The 17,204-nt window shown below is 65.4% G+C and carries 17 protein-coding genes; 13 read left to right on the forward strand and 4 right to left on the reverse strand.

The features are described 5' to 3' along the window. Window positions 1-39: 39 nt before the first annotated feature. The 3 genes from ACP150_RS19275 to metC are packed head-to-tail and all read right to left on the reverse strand — an operon-like array spanning window position 40 to window position 2,769. Window positions 40-921, reverse strand: coding sequence for an MBL fold metallo-hydrolase (locus ACP150_RS19275; protein WP_424968332.1), 882 nt, complete (start codon window positions 919-921; stop codon window positions 40-42). A gap of 23 nt (window positions 922-944) precedes the next feature. Then, window positions 945-1,580, reverse strand: a complete 636-nt coding sequence (locus tag ACP150_RS19280; RefSeq protein WP_424968333.1) for a VOC family protein — start codon at window positions 1,578-1,580, stop codon at window positions 945-947. A gap of 10 nt (window positions 1,581-1,590) precedes the next feature. Beyond that, entirely contained in the window at window positions 1,591-2,769 is a 1,179-nt protein-coding gene (gene metC / locus ACP150_RS19285; protein WP_424968334.1) for a cystathionine beta-lyase, read from the reverse strand. Between the two features lie 97 nt (window positions 2,770-2,866). On the opposite strand from metC, the gene ACP150_RS19290 reads away from it, so the two are divergent. Both ACP150_RS19290 and ACP150_RS19295 read left to right on the forward strand, forming a co-directional pair. Further along, entirely contained in the window at window positions 2,867-5,182 is a 2,316-nt protein-coding gene (locus tag ACP150_RS19290; RefSeq protein ID WP_424968335.1) for a molybdopterin-dependent oxidoreductase, read from the forward strand. A 38-nt stretch (window positions 5,183-5,220) separates the two neighbouring features. Then, window positions 5,221-5,988 carry an IclR family transcriptional regulator gene (locus ACP150_RS19295; RefSeq protein ID WP_424968336.1) on the forward strand — a complete coding sequence of 256 codons (768 nt, stop codon included), beginning with the start codon at window positions 5,221-5,223 and terminating at the stop codon, window positions 5,986-5,988. A 3-nt stretch (window positions 5,989-5,991) separates the two neighbouring features. Here the strand turns inward: ACP150_RS19295 and ACP150_RS19300 are convergent, their stop codons facing one another. Continuing rightward, window positions 5,992-6,399 (reverse strand): rhodanese-like domain-containing protein, encoded by a 408-nt coding sequence (locus ACP150_RS19300; protein WP_424968337.1) that lies wholly within the window; start codon window positions 6,397-6,399, stop codon window positions 5,992-5,994. A gap of 119 nt (window positions 6,400-6,518) precedes the next feature. On the opposite strand from ACP150_RS19300, the gene ACP150_RS19305 reads away from it, so the two are divergent. The 11 genes from ACP150_RS19305 to ACP150_RS19355 all read left to right on the forward strand — a co-directional run bounded on the left by ACP150_RS19305 (window position 6,519) and on the right by ACP150_RS19355 (window position 17,099). Further along, window positions 6,519-7,793 carry an NAD(P)/FAD-dependent oxidoreductase gene (locus ACP150_RS19305; RefSeq protein ID WP_424968338.1) on the forward strand — a complete coding sequence of 425 codons (1,275 nt, stop codon included), beginning with the start codon at window positions 6,519-6,521 and terminating at the stop codon, window positions 7,791-7,793. Between the two features lie 3 nt (window positions 7,794-7,796). Further along, window positions 7,797-9,869 (forward strand): hydantoinase/oxoprolinase family protein, encoded by a 2,073-nt coding sequence (locus ACP150_RS19310; protein ID WP_424968339.1) that lies wholly within the window; start codon window positions 7,797-7,799, stop codon window positions 9,867-9,869. Continuing rightward, a complete protein-coding gene (locus tag ACP150_RS19315) occupies window positions 9,866-11,524 on the forward strand; it encodes a hydantoinase B/oxoprolinase family protein (RefSeq protein ID WP_424968340.1) in 1,659 nt (552 codons plus the stop codon). Before ACP150_RS19310 ends, ACP150_RS19315 begins: the two co-directional genes overlap by 4 nt. After that, complete coding sequence (locus tag ACP150_RS19320) at window positions 11,525-12,277, forward strand: SDR family NAD(P)-dependent oxidoreductase (protein WP_424968341.1); 753 nt, start codon at window positions 11,525-11,527, stop codon at window positions 12,275-12,277. Beyond that, a complete protein-coding gene (locus tag ACP150_RS19325; protein WP_424968342.1) occupies window positions 12,274-14,175 on the forward strand; it encodes a propionyl-CoA synthetase in 1,902 nt (633 codons plus the stop codon). Before ACP150_RS19320 ends, ACP150_RS19325 begins: the two co-directional genes overlap by 4 nt. Continuing rightward, entirely contained in the window at window positions 14,172-14,516 is a 345-nt protein-coding gene (locus ACP150_RS19330) for a RidA family protein (protein WP_424968343.1), read from the forward strand. Before ACP150_RS19325 ends, ACP150_RS19330 begins: the two co-directional genes overlap by 4 nt. A gap of 18 nt (window positions 14,517-14,534) precedes the next feature. Further along, the gene (locus ACP150_RS19335; protein ID WP_424968344.1) at window positions 14,535-15,278 is read left to right on the forward strand and encodes an amino acid ABC transporter ATP-binding protein; all 744 of its coding nucleotides are present in this window, start codon (window positions 14,535-14,537) and stop codon (window positions 15,276-15,278) included. A gap of 110 nt (window positions 15,279-15,388) precedes the next feature. Further along, window positions 15,389-15,697: a hypothetical protein gene (locus tag ACP150_RS19340; RefSeq protein WP_424968345.1), complete on the forward strand. Its 309-nt coding sequence runs from the start codon at window positions 15,389-15,391 to the stop codon at window positions 15,695-15,697. Between the two features lie 105 nt (window positions 15,698-15,802). Next, the gene (locus ACP150_RS19345) at window positions 15,803-15,958 is read left to right on the forward strand and encodes a VPLPA-CTERM sorting domain-containing protein (protein WP_424968346.1); all 156 of its coding nucleotides are present in this window, start codon (window positions 15,803-15,805) and stop codon (window positions 15,956-15,958) included. A gap of 202 nt (window positions 15,959-16,160) precedes the next feature. Further along, window positions 16,161-16,367, forward strand: a complete 207-nt coding sequence (locus tag ACP150_RS19350) for a hypothetical protein (RefSeq protein WP_424968347.1) — start codon at window positions 16,161-16,163, stop codon at window positions 16,365-16,367. 27 nt (window positions 16,368-16,394) lie between these two features. Then, complete coding sequence (locus tag ACP150_RS19355; protein ID WP_424968348.1) at window positions 16,395-17,099, forward strand: hypothetical protein; 705 nt, start codon at window positions 16,395-16,397, stop codon at window positions 17,097-17,099. The last annotated feature ends 105 nt before the right edge of the window (window positions 17,100-17,204 follow it).

Consider the following 17,204-nt stretch of genomic DNA (forward strand, 5'->3'; position numbering starts at 1 on the left):
CCGAGCCTCGGGGCGGGTCCTGTCGGCGATGTGCTGTGGTCAGAGCTTGTTGAGCGGCATCTTGAGGACCATGTTGCCATCCTCATCCTCGGGCACGTCGCCTGCGCGCATGTTCACCTGCAACGAAGGCAGGATCAGGCTCGGCACCTTCAGCTCGGCATCGCGCGCGGTCCGGAAGGCGACAAACTCCTCACGGGTCTTGCCGCCGCCCACATGGATGTTGTTGGCCTTCTGCTCGGCCACGGTGGTCTCCCACGAGATCGCGCGCCCGCCGGGCCCGTAATCGTGACAGATGAAAAGCCGCGTCTCATCCGGCAGGCTCAGAACCCGCTGGATCGAGTCGTAAAGCTGCCCCGCATCCCCGCCCGGGAAATCCGCGCGGGCCGAGCCGCCATCGGGCATGAAGAGCGTATCCCCGACGAAGCAGGCATCGCCGATCACATGCACCATGCAGGCGGGTGTGTGCCCCGGCGTATGGAGCGCGTGGCCCGTCATCTCACCGACCGTATACGTATCGCCGTCGGAGAAGAGCCTGTCGAATTGCGAGCCGTCGCGCTGGAACTCGGTGCCTTCATTGAAGATCTTGCCGAAGACGTCCTGCACCTCCTGCACATGCTCGCCGATGCCGATCTGGCCGCCGAGCTGGTCCTGGATATAGGGCGCGCCCGAGAGGTGATCGGCATGGACATGGGTCTCGATGATCCATTCGAGGGTCAGCCCGTTCTCGCGGATGAACCCGATCATCTGGTCGGCGCTGTCATAGGTCAGACGCCCGGAGGCCGGGTCAAATTCCATCACCGGATCGATGATCGAACAGGCGGGACCATGGGGCTCGCGCACCACGTAGGAGAAGGTGTTGGACTGCGGGTCGAAGAACGGCGTGACCTCTGGCCGTATGGTCAGATCGATCTCAAGTCCCATCTCTACGCCTCCCCGGTGTGATGTCAGTCTATAGTGACGTGGCCATTCGGGCTGTCAAATTCAAACGCGAGGGCGGCGGGGCCTTGGGTGATCTCAGCCAGATCTGCGATCTGCAGCGTTTCGAATACCGCCCGGAGCTGTGCCGGATCGGGATGGGTGATCGCGACCTTGGTCAGGCGCACGCCCAAATCCTGCTGCCCGGTGGACGGGTGGGGGCCCGGCGACCATTCGATGAACGCAGGCAGCAGGCCCCCTTCGGGCAGATGCCCGTCCCGGGGCACGGTCAGACGCCAGCTGCGATCCCCGCGTTGGAAATGGACCACCTCGCCCAGATCCACCGGGCTCGCGGCGATCACGCCGTCCAGGTCATCCGTGTTCACCACCCAGCAAAGCGCCCGGGGCCGTTCCGCCAGCCGCGCATTGGTTGCCGGATCATCGAGCGAGAACCAGCGCACCCGACCCGGATCGGGCGCGTCCGGATCGACGGCGATCAGCTCGAAGAAGCTCTCGTTCCCGGCCTGCATCATGCAGTTATGGGTGCTCATCGCGTCATGTTTGGAGCCTGCGGGCACGGTCACGCCGAGGGTGGTTTCCATGGCAGCCCCCCCTTGGGCGAGATCCGCGGCCCCCACGGCCACATGGTCAATCTTGTTCTTCATCAGACAGCTTTCATTGCGCGTTGAGATGGGGAAGGGCGGCCGCCAGATCGTGCTGGAGCGTGCCCAGATCGTCAAAGCCGATATTGAACCGGATCAGCGCGCCGGGCTCGTCCCATGGCGTCGCCGTACGCTCTGGCGTGACGGGGAGAACGAGGCTCTCGAACCCGCCCCAGGACACACCGATCCCGAAATGGCGCAACGCATCCACAAAGCGTTCTACCTGCCCGCTGTCGCAGGGGTGGAACACGACCGAGAAAAGGCCCGCCGCGCCCGAGAAATCCCGCGCCCAATGGGCGTGGCCGGGGCAGTCCGGCAAGGCCGGGTGCAGGACATACTTGACCTGCGACTGGGCGGCGAACCATGCGGCCATAGCTCGCCCGGCCGTGTCCACATGGTCCATCCGCATCTGCAAAGTGCGCAGCCCCCGCAGGGCCAGCATCACCTCTTGCCCACCAGTCTTGTCGCCGATCTGCATCACGGTCTTGCGCAGGGCTGGGCCGTGCGCCTCAGTCGAGGCGATCACCCCCAGCATGGCGTCGGAATGCCCGCAGAGATACTTGCTCCCGGAATAGGCGAGCACATCGACGCCGAGGGCCAGTGCCTGACAGAAGACCGGCGTTCCCCAGGTGGTATCGAGGATCGTGGGCACGCCTGCTGCGCGTGCGGCCCGGGCGATGGCGGGGATGTCGGGCATCTCGAACGTGCCGGAACCGGGGGCCTCGAACATCACCGCGCAGGTTTCGGGCGTCATCAGGTCCGCGATCCCTGCGCCGATCATCGGATCGAAATACCGGATCGTTACGCCCATCCGCGCCAGAACCCCGTCGCAGAAGCCGCGCGTGTTGCCATAGACATTATCAGCCACAAGCAGGTCTGCCCCGGAACGGGCGAAGGTGAGCAGGGCGCAACTGATCGCGGCCACCCCCGACGAGGTCAGCGTGACCGAGCTGGCCCCCTCCAGCCGGGCGAGCAACTCTTCCAGCTTGTAGACCGCCGCATTGCCGTAGCGCCCGTAATACATCGTGCCACTGGCATAGCGATTTGCCCGCGCCGCCTCGAAGGTGGCGAGCCGGTCGAACACCATGGTCGAGCCCAATTCCACAGGCATGTTCACATGCCGCCCGTCACATGTGTCGGGACGGCCATCCTGTACCAGAATATCGCTCAGCGCGGGGGGCGGTATGGTCACGTTATTGATCCCTTTTCATCTCGGGCAGAGGATGACACTAGGGATTTATAGTGTCAATATACGGCATATACGTATCATATAGCGAAACATTGAATCGATGAGCACGCGCAAAACACAGGTCACGGCAAGCCATTGGGGGCCCGGTCTCGCAGTCACGGAAGGCGCGCGGCTGGTGCGTGTCGATCCGCATCCGGATGATCCCGCGCCCTCGCCGATCAACGGCAATATCGCCAGCAGCCTGAACGGCCGCGCCCGTGTCCTGCGCCCGGCGGTGCGCGCAGGCTGGCTTGAGGCGGTCACGGCGGGGAGGGGCGGGGATCCGTCGAGCGGGCGCCGAGGCCGGGATGCCTTTGTCGAGCTTGCCTGGGACGAGATGTTCGACCTGCTGGCCAGAGAGCTGACGCGGATGCGCGCGACCCATGGCAATGAGGCGATCTTTGCCGGAACCTATGGCTGGTCGAGCGCCGGGCGGGTCCACCATGCCCAAAGCCAGCTCAAGCGCTTTCTCAACACCCAGGGCGGCTTCGTCCGGTCGCGTGGGAATTACAGCTACAACGCCGCGCTGGTGCTCATGCCCCATATTGTCGGCTCCTACCGGGACCATGTGGTTCAGGCCACGCGCTGGCCGGTGATCGCGCAGCACTCCAAGCTCGTGGTGATGTTCGGCGGCATGGCCATGCGCAACACCCAAGTCAGCGATGGCGGCGTGGCGCGACACCGGATGGCGGACAATCTGCGCGCCTGCGCCGAGGCGGGGGTGCGGTTCGTGAATCTCAGCCCCCTGCGGGATGACGCGGCCGAGAGCCTCGGGGCTGAGTGGCTTCCGCCCAAGCCGGGTACGGATACGGCGGTGATGATGGGGCTGGCCCATACGCTGCTGGCCGAGGGCCTCCATGATGCGGCGTTTCTGGCGCGGTATACGACCGGGTTTGACCGGGTCGCAGCCTATCTGACCGGGCGGGCCGATGGCGTCGTCAAGGATGCGGATTGGGCCAGCGCGATCTCGGGCGTGCCGGCGGACCGGATCCGCACCCTCGCCCGCGAGATGGCCGCGGGGCGGACGATGATCTCTTGCGCGGCGGGGCTGCAGCGGGCCGATTACGGCGAGCAGCCCCTGTGGATGACCGTGACACTGGCGGCCATGCTGGGCCAGATCGGTCTGCCCGGGGGCGGCTACACGATCGGCTACGGCGTGAATGCCAATATCGGCAATATGGGGCGCCCGTTCCGCTGGGGCGCGCTGGGGCAGGAGGAGAACCCGGTCGACGCCTTCATTCCCGTGGCGATGGTGGCGGATATGCTGCTTAATCCCGGAGGGGCGTATGCCTATGACGGCACCACGGGCGTCTTTCCGGACATCCGGATGGTCTGGTGGGCCGGGGGGAACCCCTTTCACCACCATCAGGATCTCAACCGCCTGCATCTGGCGTTTCAGCGCCCGGAAACGGTGATCGTAAACGAGATCAACTGGACCGCCACCGCCCGCCACGCCGATATCGTGCTGCCCGTCGCGGCCCCGCAGGAGCGCGAGGACTTCGCGGGGGGGCAATCGGACAACGCGCTGGTGCCCATGCCGCGCCTTGCCGCGCCGCCGGGGGAGGCGCGGGTCGAGTTCGAGATCTACGCCGAGCTGGCCCGTCGTCTCGGCAATCCCGAGGCCTTTACCAAAGGCCATGACACCCGCAGCCTCGTGCGCCAGATCTGGGCCGAAACGCGGGCGGCCGCCGAAGCCTGGGGCGGGAGCCTTCCGGAGTGGGATAGCTTCATTCGGGGCGATATCGTGGAATTGCCCGATCCAGCGCCCAAGCAGGTTTTTCTCGCCGAGTTCCGCGCGGATCCGGAGGGACAGCCGCTGCCAACGCCCTCGGGGCGGATCGAGCTCTATTCCGAACGGATCGCAGGCTTTGAGCTTGCCGAATGCCCGGGCCATGCCAGCTATCTGCCGCCGCGCGATGTGGTGGCGCAGACCGGGCCGCTCTACCTGCTGTCTGGGCAGCCCGCGACGCGGTTGCATTCGCAGTTCGACAACGGGGCCTATAGCGTCGGGCGCAAGATTGCCGGGCGCGAACCCGTGCTGATCCACCCGGAGGATGCCGAACCGCGCGGCATCGCCGATGGCGATGTCGTAGAGCTGTCCAATGCGCGTGGGCGTTGTCTGGCGGGGGCGCGGGTGACCGATGCGATCCGGCCGGGCTGCGTGTTCCTGTGGACCGGCGCATGGTATGATCCGGAGTATGGTGCGCCGCAGAACCGGGACCGGCACGGCAACCCCAATGTGCTGACCCATGACCTGCGGACGTCGCCGCTCTCACAGGGGCCTGCCGCCCATTCGGCAATGGTCGAGATCGCCCGCTTCGACGGAGATCCGCCGCCGGTCCAGGCCCACGAGCCGCCCCCCTTCAAACCGCGCTAGCGTTCTGCTATTCGGAACACCCGCAACGGAGACGCCAGATGCCCAGTGACGCCAAGCCCCCAAAGGTCGATTCGACTCTGTCCAAGGGGCTTGCGATTCTCGAAAATCTGGCCAGCGCCCGGCAGGGCAAGGGGGTCACCCAGATTTCGCGCGAGCTGGAGCTGACGAAGTCGAATACCTTTCGCCTGCTCCAGACCCTGACGACGTTGGGCTATGTGAAGCATCTGGAGGACAAGACCTACGGCGCGACCCTCAAGACCTGGCAGGTTGGGCGCGCGCTGGTGGACAACCTGAACCTGCGGGAGCTCGCCGCGCCGGAGATGTCCTTTCTCAGCCAGGAGACGGGCGAGACGGTCTATCTCGCGGTGCCGGAAAACCTGGCCGTGATCTATATCGACAAGATCGACAGCCAGAAACCGATCCGGTCCTGGAATGCCGTGGGCGGCACGGCCCCGATCCATTGCGTGGGCACGGGCAAGGCCATTCTGGCCGCGAATTACGAGCGGATGCGCGATCAGTTGCAGGGCAATCTGACCCGGCACACGGACCGGACCCTCACCAGTTTCACCCAGCTTGATGCGGATGTGGCCGAGACCCGGACACGCGGCTACGCCTTTGATACCGGGGAATTTCGCGACCGCATCCTGAGTTTCGGCGCGCCTATCACCCTGCCGGACGGGATGGCGGTGGCGGCTCTCGGCGTGTCCTTGCCCGATATCAACCTGGCCGAAAACGCCGAGAGTCGGATCGGTGATCTGGTGCGCCACGCCGCAAGCAGCGTGTCGCTCAAGCTCAGCCGGGGCTAGGGCTCAACCCTTCTTCGTGTCGGGCATCTCGACCGGGCCGCCCTGCGCCTCCCATGTGGAGAAGCCCTCCCTCAGGTGGGCCGCATCGAACCCCATATCCTGAAGCGTTGCGACCGTCAGCGCCGAGCGCCAGCCCGACGCGCAGTGAAAGACATAGGTCTTGGAGGGGTCGGCAAAGACCTCTTTGTGATAGGGGCTGTCCGGATCCACCCAGAATTCGATCATTCCGCGCGGGGCGTGGACGCTGCCGGGAATGAACCCGCTGCGCTGGCGCTCGCGTACATCGCGGATATCGACCACCACCAGATCGGTATCCCCGAGCCGCGCGATCAGATCTTTGGTTTCGATTTCTTCGATACGGGCGCGGGCCTGTGCGACCATCTCCTGTGCAGAGATTTTGAGCTTGGACATGGATCACCTTTGTGCTGATATTTGGAACATATATTTCGTATATTGACACCGTAAGGCCCGAGGTGCAACATCCGGCCCATGGGGCACCCGACGCGCCCGCATGAAAACACGGAGCAAGCATGACAGTGGACAGGCCAATCTCCCTTTGGGATGTCTCTGCCGCCGAGCCGGATTTCGCCGCGCCGATGAATGCGGACACGCAGGTGGATGTGGCCATTGTCGGCGGTGGCTTCACCGGGCTGTCCACAGCGCTCCATTGTGCCGAGGCGGGGCTGTCCTCGCATGTGCTGGAGGCCCGGCAGATCGGCTATGGCGGTTCGGGCCGCAATGTGGGGCTGGTCAATGCAGGGATCTGGCATCCGCCCGCCAAGGTGCGCGAGAAACTGGGCGACACGTATGGTCCGCGTTTCCTCGCACGGTTCGGCGAGGGGCCGAACATGGTTTTCGACCTGATCGAGCGCCACCAAATTCGCTGCGAGGTCACCAAGACCGGCACGCTCCATGCCGCCCATGCCCCCTCGGGGTTCGAGGATCTGCGCGCCCGGCATCTGGAATGGCAACGGCTCGACGCGCCTGTCGATCTGCTCAGCCGCGAGGAGATGATCGCCGCCACGGGCACCTCGGTGTTCTATGGTGGCCTGCTCGACCGCCGTGCGGGCACGATCAACCCCATGGGGTATGTGCGCGGTCTGGCCCGCGCCGCGCGAGGGGCGGGCGCCGAGATCAGCACGGGTGTCACTGCCACCCGCCTGCGCCGCGAGGGCGCGGGCTGGCTCGTCGAGACTGATCGCGGAGTCGTGCGCAGCAAATCCGTGGTGCTGGGGACCAACGCCTATACGGATGACCTTTGGCCCGACCTGAAGAAGGTTTTCACCAAGATCCACTATTTCCAGTTGGCCACCACGCCCCTGGGCGCGCGGGGCGCGCATATCCTGCCCGAACGCCAAGGGCTCTGGGATACAGGGCAGATCATGTTCTCCCTGCGTCGGGACCGCGCGGATCGGCTGATCATCGGCTCCATGGGCACGGTCGTGGGCAGCAAGGCCCAGGGCCTGTCGCAGCGCTGGGCCCGCAAGCAGCTGAGCCGGATGTTTCCGGAGCTCGGCCCGGTCACCTTCGAGGAGGCCTGGCACGGCCAGATCGCCATGACGCCGGATCACCTGCCACGGATCTACAAGCTGGCCGACGGGCTGTTTACACCCATCGGCTACAACGGACGCGGGATCACCACGGGGACCCTGTTCGGCAAGGCGATGTCCGGGCTGCTGACCGGAATGGATCCGGCCGGTCTGCCCCTGCCGATCACGGATGTCAAAACCGTGCCCTCCGCCCCGATCATGTCGCGGTTCTATCAGGCCGCCTTCACTGCCCACCAGATCTTCAAGAGCCTCTGACCCATGAGCCCAGACGAAATTCGCGTCGGTGTCGATATTGGCGGCACGTTTACCGATGTCGCCCTGACCCATCCCGGTGGCTTGGCCACCGCCAAGGTGCTGACCAATTACACCGCGCCGGAACAGGCGATCCTCGACGGGATCCGCGAGGCGGCCGCGCAGGCCGGGATCGCGCTAGGCGAGATCGCGCAGGTGATCCATGGCACCACACTGGTGACCAATGCGCTGATCGAGCGGCGCGGGGCGAAGACGGCCTTCATCACCACCGAGGGGTTCCGGGACGTGATCGAGATGCGGTCCGAGAACCGGTTCGAGCAATACGATCTGAACCTCGTGCTGCCGACGCCGCTGGTACCACGCGCCCACCGCTTTACCCTGAACGAGCGGCTCGGCCCCGAGGGCGAGGTCCTCTTGCCGCTGGATCCGGCCGAGGTGGCTGCGATGGCCGCGCGGGTCGTCTCCGGCGGGTTCGAGGCGGTGGCCATCGGCCTCATGCATTCCTACGCCAATCCCGCCCATGAGCGCATGATGGAGGCCGCGCTGCGCGCGGTCGCGCCGGATCTGGCGATCTCGATCTCTTCGGTGATCTCGCCGCAAATGCGCGAGCTGCCGCGGTTTAACACGGTGATCGCCAATGCCTATGTCCAGCCGCAAGTCTCGGATTACCTCGGTCGCCTTGTCGCCCGCCTGCGCGAGACGGGTGTGACGGCTCCGGTCTTCATGCTCCATTCCGGGGGCGGTCTGATCTCGGTCGAGACGGCCTCGGAACAACCGGTGCGGCTGCTGGAATCCGGGCCTGCGGGCGGGGCGATCTTCGCGGCTGATTTCGCCCGGGCCCACGGGCTCGACAAGGTGCTGAGTTTTGACATGGGCGGGACCACGGCCAAGATCTGCCTGATCGAGGAGGGCACGCCCAAAACCGCGAATACCTTCGAGGTGGCGCGCACCTACCGGTTCAAGAAGGGCTCTGGCATGACGGTCTCGACCCCTGTGGTCGAGATGGTCGAGATCGGGGCCGGGGGCGGTTCCATCGCCTCCATCGACCAGATGGGGCGGCTGCAGGTGGGGCCGCGCTCTGCGGCCTCGGAACCTGGACCGGCCTGCTATGGGCGCGGCGGGACCGAGCCCACGGTCACGGATGCGAACCTGCTGCTCGGGCGGCTCGACCCGGACAATTTCGCCGGTGGCTCCATTGCCCTGCACCCCGAGGCATCGGCGCAGGCGGCGGATCGGTTGAACCTCACGGCCCATGACGCGGCCTTCGGGATTACCGAGTTGGTGGATGAGAACATGGCCAATGCGGCACGGGTCCACACGGTCGAGAATGGCCGCGATATCGAGCATTTCACCATGATCGCCTTTGGCGGCGGCGCGCCGCTCCATGCCTGCCGTCTGTGCGAGAAACTGGGGATTGATGAGCTGATCATCCCGCCCGGGGCCGGGGTCGGCTCGGCCATCGGGTTTCTCAAGGCGCCCTTCAGCTTCGAGGCGTCGCGCGGGCTGTTCCAGCGGCTCGACGGGTTCGACCCCGATGCGGTGAATGCGGCCCTGACCGAGATGGAGGCCGAGGCCCATAGCTTTGTCGATGAAGGCGCCAGAGGCGCGCCGCGCCGCTCACGGCTGACGGCGATGATGCGCTATGCCGGGCAGGGCTGGGAAATCCCCGTGATCCTGCCCCATCGCGCACTGACCGCAGGGGACCTGCCCCTTTTGCAAAGCGCCTTCGAGGACGCCTATCGCACGCTGTTCGGGCGGATCATCGACGGGTTGCCGGTGGAGGTGACGAACTGGCTTTTGACCGTTTCGACCGTGCTGCCCGAGGTTGCGCCTGCCATCCGGCACGGCGCGGGCGCGACTGCCGAGACCCTGCGCAGACGCCCGGTCTTTGACGCAGCCTTGCGCGAAACGGTCGAGGCCCGCGAGGTCGCGCGCAGCGCGCTGGGGCCCGGCCAGATGGTGGATGGGCCCGCCATCGTGGTGGAAACCAACACCTGCACCATCGTGACCGCAGGGTTTGTCGTGGTGGGGCAGGGCGACGGCTCGCTCCGCCTGATCCGGAAGGAGCGCGCAGCATGACCCAGCCGAGCAGCATCGATTACCAGATCATGTGGAACCGCCTGATCGCCGTGGTCGAAGAACAGGCGACGACCCTGATCCGGACGGCGTTTTCGACCTCTGTGCGCGAGGCGGGCGACCTGTCGGCAGGGCTCTTTGATCAGGCCGGGCGGATGATCGCGCAGGCCGTGACGGGCACGCCGGGCCATGTGAATGCCATGGCCGAGAGCGTCACCCATTTCGCCGCGCAGATCGGGCCGCAGAACACCTTTGAGGGGGATGTCTTCATCACCAATGATCCCTGGCTCGGGACAGGACATCTGCACGACATCACTGTGGTCACCCCGGTCTTTCGCAAGGGCGCACATATCGGCTATTTCGCCTGCACGGCCCATATGGTCGATATCGGCGGGCGCGGCTTTGGCCCGGACGGGCAGGAGGTCTTCGAAGAGGGTCTGCTGATCCCGATCACCAAGTTTGCCGAGCGCGGCAAGGTGCAGTCCCTGCTGATCGATCTGGTGCGCGCCAATGTGCGCACGCCGGACCAGACCGTGGGCGACATGTACTCCCTTGCCGCCTGCAACGAGGCCGGAGAGCGCCGCCTGCAGGCGATGATGGACGAGTTCCGCATCGATGATCTGGAAGGGCTCTCGGCTTTCATCGTCGACACCTCCCGCAGGGCGACCCGCGCGGCGATCGCCGAGCTGCCGGACGGGACCTTTCACCAGACCATGCAGGTCGACGGCTATGACGTCCCCGTCCATATGGAGGTCACGCTCGAGCTGGCGGGCGACCGTCTGCGCGCGGATTTCGCGGGCACATCGGGGCCGTCGCGCTTTGGCGTGAACGTGCCCGAGGTCTATACCCGCGCCTATGCCTGTTACGGGCTGAAATGCGCGATTGCCCCGCAGGTGCCGAACAATACCGGTTCGCTGGAGCCCTTCGAGATCACCGCGCCCGAGGGCTGCATTCTTGCGGCCCGACGCCCCGCGCCGGTCTCAACCCGCCATGTGCTGGGCCATCTGGTGCCGGATGTGGTGCTTGGCGCGCTGCATCAGGCGCTGCCGGGGGTGGTGCCCGCCGAGGGGGCCTCGTCGCTCTGGAATATCCAGATCTCGGCGCGCGCCTCGGACCCCGCAAGCGGGCTGCCCAATCGCGAGATCCTGATGTTCAATTCCGGCGGCACGGGCGCGCGTCCCGCGGTGGACGGCCTCTCGGCGACGGCGTTCCCCTCGGGCGTGTCGACCATGAGCGTCGAGGCCACCGAGCATGTGGGTCCGATCACGGTCTGGCGCAAGGATCTGCGCGCGGGCTCCGGCGGGGCCGGGGCGCAGCGGGGCGGGCTCGGCCAGACGATCGAGATCGAGGCGCGCGACGGGTATGATGTCTATTTCAACGCCATGTTCGACCGGGTGCAGAACCCGGCCCGCGGGCGCGAGGGTGGCAGCCCGGGTGCGCCGGGCGCAGTGGCGCTCGCCGATGGGACCCCGCTGCAACCCAAGGGCCGCCAGAAGGTCGCGAATGGCCAGCGCCTGCGCCTGAGCCTGCCGGGCGGGGGCGGCTATGGCAATCCGCTGGACCGCGCGCGCGAAGCGGTTGCACAGGACATCGCCTCCGGGTTCATCTCGGCGGCGGAGGCCCGCGAGGCCTATGGATACAAAGACGAGGACGAATAGATGAGCAAAGCCCCCCTGGCGCTGGTAACAGGCGGCGCGCAAGGCATCGGATATGCCTGTGGCGAAGCCCTGAAGGATGACGGGTTCCGCGTGATCCTGTCGGATGTGAATGCCGAAGGGCTGGCCGAGGCGGCCCGGACCCTCGGGGCGGAGGCTGCCCTTGCCTGCGACATGGGCGATGTGACGGCGATCCATGCCATGCTCGACCAGATCGCGGCAGAGCACGGCCCGCTCTCGGCGCTGGTGAACAATGCGGGCATCGCCATGCCCGGCGATTTTCTGGATTACGCGCTCGAGGATTTCGACCGGGTGATGAATATCAACCTGCGCGGGGTCTTCGTGGCGACCCAGCGGGTGGCGAAATCCATGGTGGCCGAGGGGATCGAGGGGGCCATCGTCAACATGTCCTCGATCAACGCCCAGGTCGCGATCCCGGCGATCCCGGCCTATTGCGCCTCCAAGGGCGGGTTGATGCAGCTGACCAAGGTTGCGGCCCTTGCGCTGGCACCGCACAACATCCGCGTCAACGCGGTCGGGCCGGGGTCCATCGACACGGCCATGATGGCGGGGGTGAATGCCAACCCCGAGGCCTTCGCCATGGCCATGTCGCGCACCCCTCTGGGGCGTGCGGGCACGGCGCGCGAGATCGGCGATGTGGTCGCCTTTCTCTGCTCGCAAAAGGCCAGCTACATCACCGGCGAAACCATCTACGTGGATGGCGGGCGGCTCGGCCTCAACTACGTGATGTCATGAGCTACGCCGAGGCATATGCCAGCTGGCAGGCGGATCCCGAAGGGTTCTGGGCCGAGGCCGCAGGCGAGATCGACTGGATCACGCCGCCCAGCCGCGCCTTTGATCCGGATCAGGGCGTCTATGGGCGCTGGTTTCCCGATGGCATATGCAACACCTGCTGGAATGCCGTGGACCGCCATGTGGTGGCGGGCCATGGCGACCGGCTGGCGCTGATCCATGACAGCCCGGTGACCGACACGGTCCGGCGCTTCACCTTTGCCGAGCTGCAGACCGAGGTCGCGGCGCTGGCCACGGTGATGCGTGCCCATGGGGTCGGGCCGGGCGACCGGGTCGTGATCTATATGCCCATGGTGCCCGAAGCGATCTTTGCCATGTTGGCCTGTGCGCGGCTGGGTGCGGTGCATTCGGTCGTCTTTGGCGGTTTCGCGGCCCATGAGCTGGCGACACGGATCGATGATGCCGCGCCGAAGCTGATCGTCTCGGCCTCCTGCGGGATCGAGCCCGGGCGGATCGTGCCCTACAAACCCCTGCTGGATGCGGCCATTGACGCCGCCACGACCAAGCCCGATCACTGCCTGATCCTGCAGCGCGACAGGGCCGAGGCGACCCTGCTGGCGCCCCGCGATGTGGACTACGCCGAGGCGGTCGCCAAGGCCAAGGCGGCAGGCGATCTGGCCGGCTGCGTGCCGATGCCTGCCACGGCACCGCTCTATATCCTCTATACATCGGGCACGACGGGCCAGCCCAAGGGCGTGGTGCGCGATACGGGCGGTCATATGGTGGCGCTGAAATGGACCATGGCGCACCATTACGGGATCGCCCCGGGCGAGGTGTTCTGGGCGGCCTCCGATGTCGGGTGGGTCGTGGGGCATTCCTATATCTGCTATGCGCCGCTGCTCCACGGCTGCGCGACAGTGGTCTTTGAGGGCAAACCCGTGGGCACCCCGAATGCGGGCGCGTTCTGGCGGGTGATCCAGGATCACAAGGTGGCCGCGCTCTTTACCGCGCCGACCGCGTTCCGCGCGATCAAGAAGGAAGATCCCGAGGGGGCGCTGATTGCCGGGTATGACCTCGGCGCGTTCCGCACCCTGTTTCTGGCCGGAGAACGCTCGGACCCAGCCACGGTGCAATGGGCCGAGGCCAAGTTGCAGCGACCGGTGATCGACCATTGGTGGCAGACCGAGACCGGGTGGCCAATGTCCGGCAATCCTGTCGGGCTGGGGCAAGTGCCGGTCAAGCATGGCTCGCCCGGTGTGCCCATGCCGGGCTATGACATCCGGGTGCTCGATGATGCGGGCCAGCCCGTGGGGCCCGGAGTGCTCGGCAATATCGTAGTGAAACTGCCCCTGCCGCCCTCGGGCTTTCCGACCCTGTGGAATGCCGAGGCCCGGTTCCGGGAAAGCTATCTCGCGGATTTTCCAAGCTTTTACGCCACGTCCGATGCAGGGATCATGGATGAGGACGGCTATGTCTTCATCATGGCGCGCACCGATGACATCATCAACGTTGCAGGCCACCGGTTGAGCACCGGCGCCATGGAAGAGGTGCTCGCCCACCATCCCGACATCGCCGAATGCGCCGTGGTGGGGCGGGCGGATGCCCTCAAGGGGCAGCTGCCGCTGGGCTTTTACGTGACCAATGCCGGGGTCGACCGGGATCCCGCCGAGCTGGAGAGGGAGCTCGTGCAAAGGGTCCGCGCCCAGATCGGGGCCGTGGCCGCCTTCAAGACCGCCGTGCAGGTCGCGCGCCTGCCCAAGACCCGCTCGGGCAAGGTCCTGCGCGGCACCATGCAGAAGATTGCCGACAAAACCGCGTTTAAGATGCCCGCCGCTATCGACGATCCCGCAATCCTCGACGAGATTGCTGAGGCATTGAAAGAACGGGGAATCCTCAGATGATCACGAGACTGGAAACCGGCCAACGGATGAGCAAGATCGTCATCCATAACGACGTGGCCTATCTCTGCGGGCAGGTCGGCGCGGGCGATACGGTGGCCGAGCAAACCGCCGACTGCCTGTCGCGGGTCGACAAACTGCTGCAACAGGCGGGCTCGGACCGCGAACACATCCTGCAGGCCATCGTCTGGCTCCGCGACATGGCGGATTTTGCCGAGATGAACGCGGTCTGGGATGCCTGGGTGCCCGAAGGCCACGCGCCCGCGCGCGCCTGCGGCGAAGCGCGGCTCGCCCGCGATGTCCTGAAAGTCGAAATCATCATTACCGCAGCGGTGCGCCGCTGACAGTCGAGAGGACCTGCTATGACGACGATCCCCGCGGTGCAACTCACCGAAGTGAACAAGTTCTACGGAACCTTCCATGCCTTGAAGTCGATCAATCTGACCGTCTCCAAGGGGGAAAAGATCGTCGTCTGCGGCCCTTCGGGGTCGGGCAAGTCCACCATGATCCGCACGATCAACCAGCTCGAAGAGCATCAGTCCGGCGTCATCGAGATCAACGGCCATCCGATCGCCGCCGATGATCCCAAGATCGACCAGCTCCGGCAGGATGTCGGCATGTGCTTTCAGCACTTCAACCTCTTCCCGCACCTGACCATCCTCGAGAACTGCACGCTGGCCCCCATGCTGGCGCGCAAGGTCCCGCAGGAGGAGGCCGAGGCCACGGCGATGATGTATCTGGAGAAGGTGCAGATCGCCAATCAGGCCCCGAAATACCCCGGACAACTCTCGGGTGGTCAGCAGCAGCGCGTGGCGATTGCCCGCGCGCTCTGCATGAAACCCGAGATCCTGCTCTTTGACGAGCCGACCTCGGCGCTGGATCCGGAGATGATCGGCGAGGTGCTCGACGTCATGGTCACGCTCGCCGAAGAAGGGATGACGATGATCTGCGTCACCCATGAGATGGGCTTTGCGCGCAAGGTCGCAGACCGGGTCATCTTCATGGATGCGGGCGAGATCATCGAGGAAAACGACCCCGAGAGCTTTTTCACCAACCCCCAGAGCGACCGCACGCGGAGCTTTCTCGACCAGGTGCTCAGCCACTGATCCGCCCGGTGATACAATTGAAACATCCCGCGACGTAACGCGGATACATAGAGGCGTCACAACCTCCACACACCCCGAGCGGTACTGCTCAGACAATGTGGAGAGTGTGTATGAAAGCCTTTTGTGCAGCGATGATCGTGGCGCTGTCGGCATCTGCCGCCGGGGCAACACCGGCGACCCTCGAGTTCGAGGCAGATTTCGAATTTCTGCCGCAGACCGAAAAGGGGTTCGAGATCAGCGGCAATGGCGCGTTGATCGAGAATGGTCTGGCATCAGAGTTCTTTGACGCCACTCAGAACCTCGTGATTTCGCGGGATGCAGGGGTGTTCGCCCTGCAAAGCTTCGAGGTGGATCGTCGTCAGGATGTGCAGAATGCCTTCTCGCTCGAAGGGTACCGCGATGGCGATCTCGTCTGGTAAAGCACGCCTTATGATTTCGCGGATCAACAGGGGGCGGGCGCGCTTGAGATCGGTGGCTTTGACACGCCCTATTTCGACACGTTCCTCATCGTTGGGGCCGGTCCGGTGATCGACAATGACGCGCTCGACAACATTGTTTTCTTTAACGAGTTCACGTTTGACCTGCAGCGGGACGTGCCTGCGCCCGTGCCGCTGCCGGCTGGTTTATTCCTACTGGCCTCCGCTTTGGCGGGGCTGGGGCTGCGGCGGAGATGTTCCTGACGCCGTCGCCCCGCGCGTAACGAGTACCCTCCGGATGCATCCCAGCTCCGGAGGTTTTTTCATGGCTCGGGCCACGGCCGGACACAAAGGATACCAAGCTCTGACAATGCAAATATTCGCGGAAATCACCCGGACATAGAGAGGCGGTATTCAACCCCTGTTCACGCGGTGCCACCGCATCGCCGCACAAAGGAGTTGAGTTGTGTTTTTCGAGTTTAACGACGCCCCCGTCGCCCTCGCCCGAGGCAAGGCCATCATCGAACCCGACGGGGTCCAGGCCACACCCGAGAGCACGGCATTGGCCGGTGCGGATGCGCAGGTCCTGCCGGCCAGCGATATGCCGCCTGCCCAGCCGCAAGACGATGCGGGCGCGATGTCGGTCACGGTGATCGACGACTTTCTCTTCTGACCCTGTTTTCTGACGGAGCCCTGTCTCATGACAAAGATCCCTTCCTGCCTGCCCCTTGCGCTTGCACTCACCATCGGGGGCGCCGCGGGCGCGGCCCCGGTGATCTATCAGGACCGCGCCACTTTCGTTCAGGAGACCGGCCCGCAATTCAGCGTCGATTTCAACGATCAGGCCCCGAACCAGGCCTTCGGCGACAGCAGCTTGAGTGTCGGCAAGCTGACCTTTTCCGGCCCGGATGTTCCAAACCTGCCGGGCGCTTACAACCGCACCGAGCCGGGCCCGGATTTCTCGGGATTCCATCTGGACGGGACGACCTTCATCCTCGGGGCGGCGACCCTGGATGACCCGATGCGGGTCACCTTTGACACCCCGGTGCTGGCCTGGGGGGCGGAGTTCAACGATCTGGGCGACAACAACCGGGACGTGGCGCTCAATGTCTACGACGTGTCCGACACGCTGATTGCCAGTTTCGGGATCTCGGATGCGCCCGATCACGTGACCCAGTTCATCGGGTGGGATTTCGCCGGCGACCAAGCCTCCTATCTCGAGATCGCCTTTCTTGGCGGGCTGACCAATTTCGAGGGCTTTGGCATCGACAATGTCCTGTTTTCCATTCCGCGTGGCGATGATGTGCCAGCCCCGGTTCCGCTGCCCGCGCCGGTGCTGCTGCTCGGCGCCAGCGGTCTGGCGTTGGCGGCCCTGCGTCGTCGGCGCAAACCGGTCGCGGCCTGACCATGCCGCCGCGCCACCACTCACACCGGGGGGCGGGCCTGCCGCCTCCCGGACCCCGGAGACCGGACCCGGCCCGGCGGTGGCTGATACAATTGATACATTGCG

The sequence above is a fragment of the Dinoroseobacter sp. S375 genome, from assembly GCF_049800775.1.
Taxonomy (GTDB): domain Bacteria; phylum Pseudomonadota; class Alphaproteobacteria; order Rhodobacterales; family Rhodobacteraceae; genus Dinoroseobacter.

Coding starts and splice junctions, on each gene's coding strand:
- ACP150_RS19300 (WP_424968337.1), bottom strand. CDS start 6,399: ATGTCCAAGCTCAAAATCTCTGCACAGGAGATGGTCGCACAGGCCCGC.
- ACP150_RS19280 (WP_424968333.1), bottom strand. CDS start 1,580: ATGAAGAACAAGATTGACCATGTGGCCGTGGGGGCCGCGGATCTCGCC.
- ACP150_RS19340 (WP_424968345.1), top strand. CDS start 15,389: ATGAAAGCCTTTTGTGCAGCGATGATCGTGGCGCTGTCGGCATCTGCC.
- ACP150_RS19290 (WP_424968335.1), top strand. CDS start 2,867: ATGAGCACGCGCAAAACACAGGTCACGGCAAGCCATTGGGGGCCCGGT.
- ACP150_RS19320 (WP_424968341.1), top strand. CDS start 11,525: ATGAGCAAAGCCCCCCTGGCGCTGGTAACAGGCGGCGCGCAAGGCATC.
- ACP150_RS19295 (WP_424968336.1), top strand. CDS start 5,221: ATGCCCAGTGACGCCAAGCCCCCAAAGGTCGATTCGACTCTGTCCAAG.
- ACP150_RS19310 (WP_424968339.1), top strand. CDS start 7,797: ATGAGCCCAGACGAAATTCGCGTCGGTGTCGATATTGGCGGCACGTTT.
- ACP150_RS19275 (WP_424968332.1), bottom strand. CDS start 921: ATGGGACTTGAGATCGATCTGACCATACGGCCAGAGGTCACGCCGTTC.
- ACP150_RS19325 (WP_424968342.1), top strand. CDS start 12,274: ATGAGCTACGCCGAGGCATATGCCAGCTGGCAGGCGGATCCCGAAGGG.
- ACP150_RS19335 (WP_424968344.1), top strand. CDS start 14,535: ATGACGACGATCCCCGCGGTGCAACTCACCGAAGTGAACAAGTTCTAC.
- ACP150_RS19330 (WP_424968343.1), top strand. CDS start 14,172: ATGATCACGAGACTGGAAACCGGCCAACGGATGAGCAAGATCGTCATC.
- ACP150_RS19305 (WP_424968338.1), top strand. CDS start 6,519: ATGACAGTGGACAGGCCAATCTCCCTTTGGGATGTCTCTGCCGCCGAG.
- ACP150_RS19355 (WP_424968348.1), top strand. CDS start 16,395: ATGACAAAGATCCCTTCCTGCCTGCCCCTTGCGCTTGCACTCACCATC.
- ACP150_RS19315 (WP_424968340.1), top strand. CDS start 9,866: ATGACCCAGCCGAGCAGCATCGATTACCAGATCATGTGGAACCGCCTG.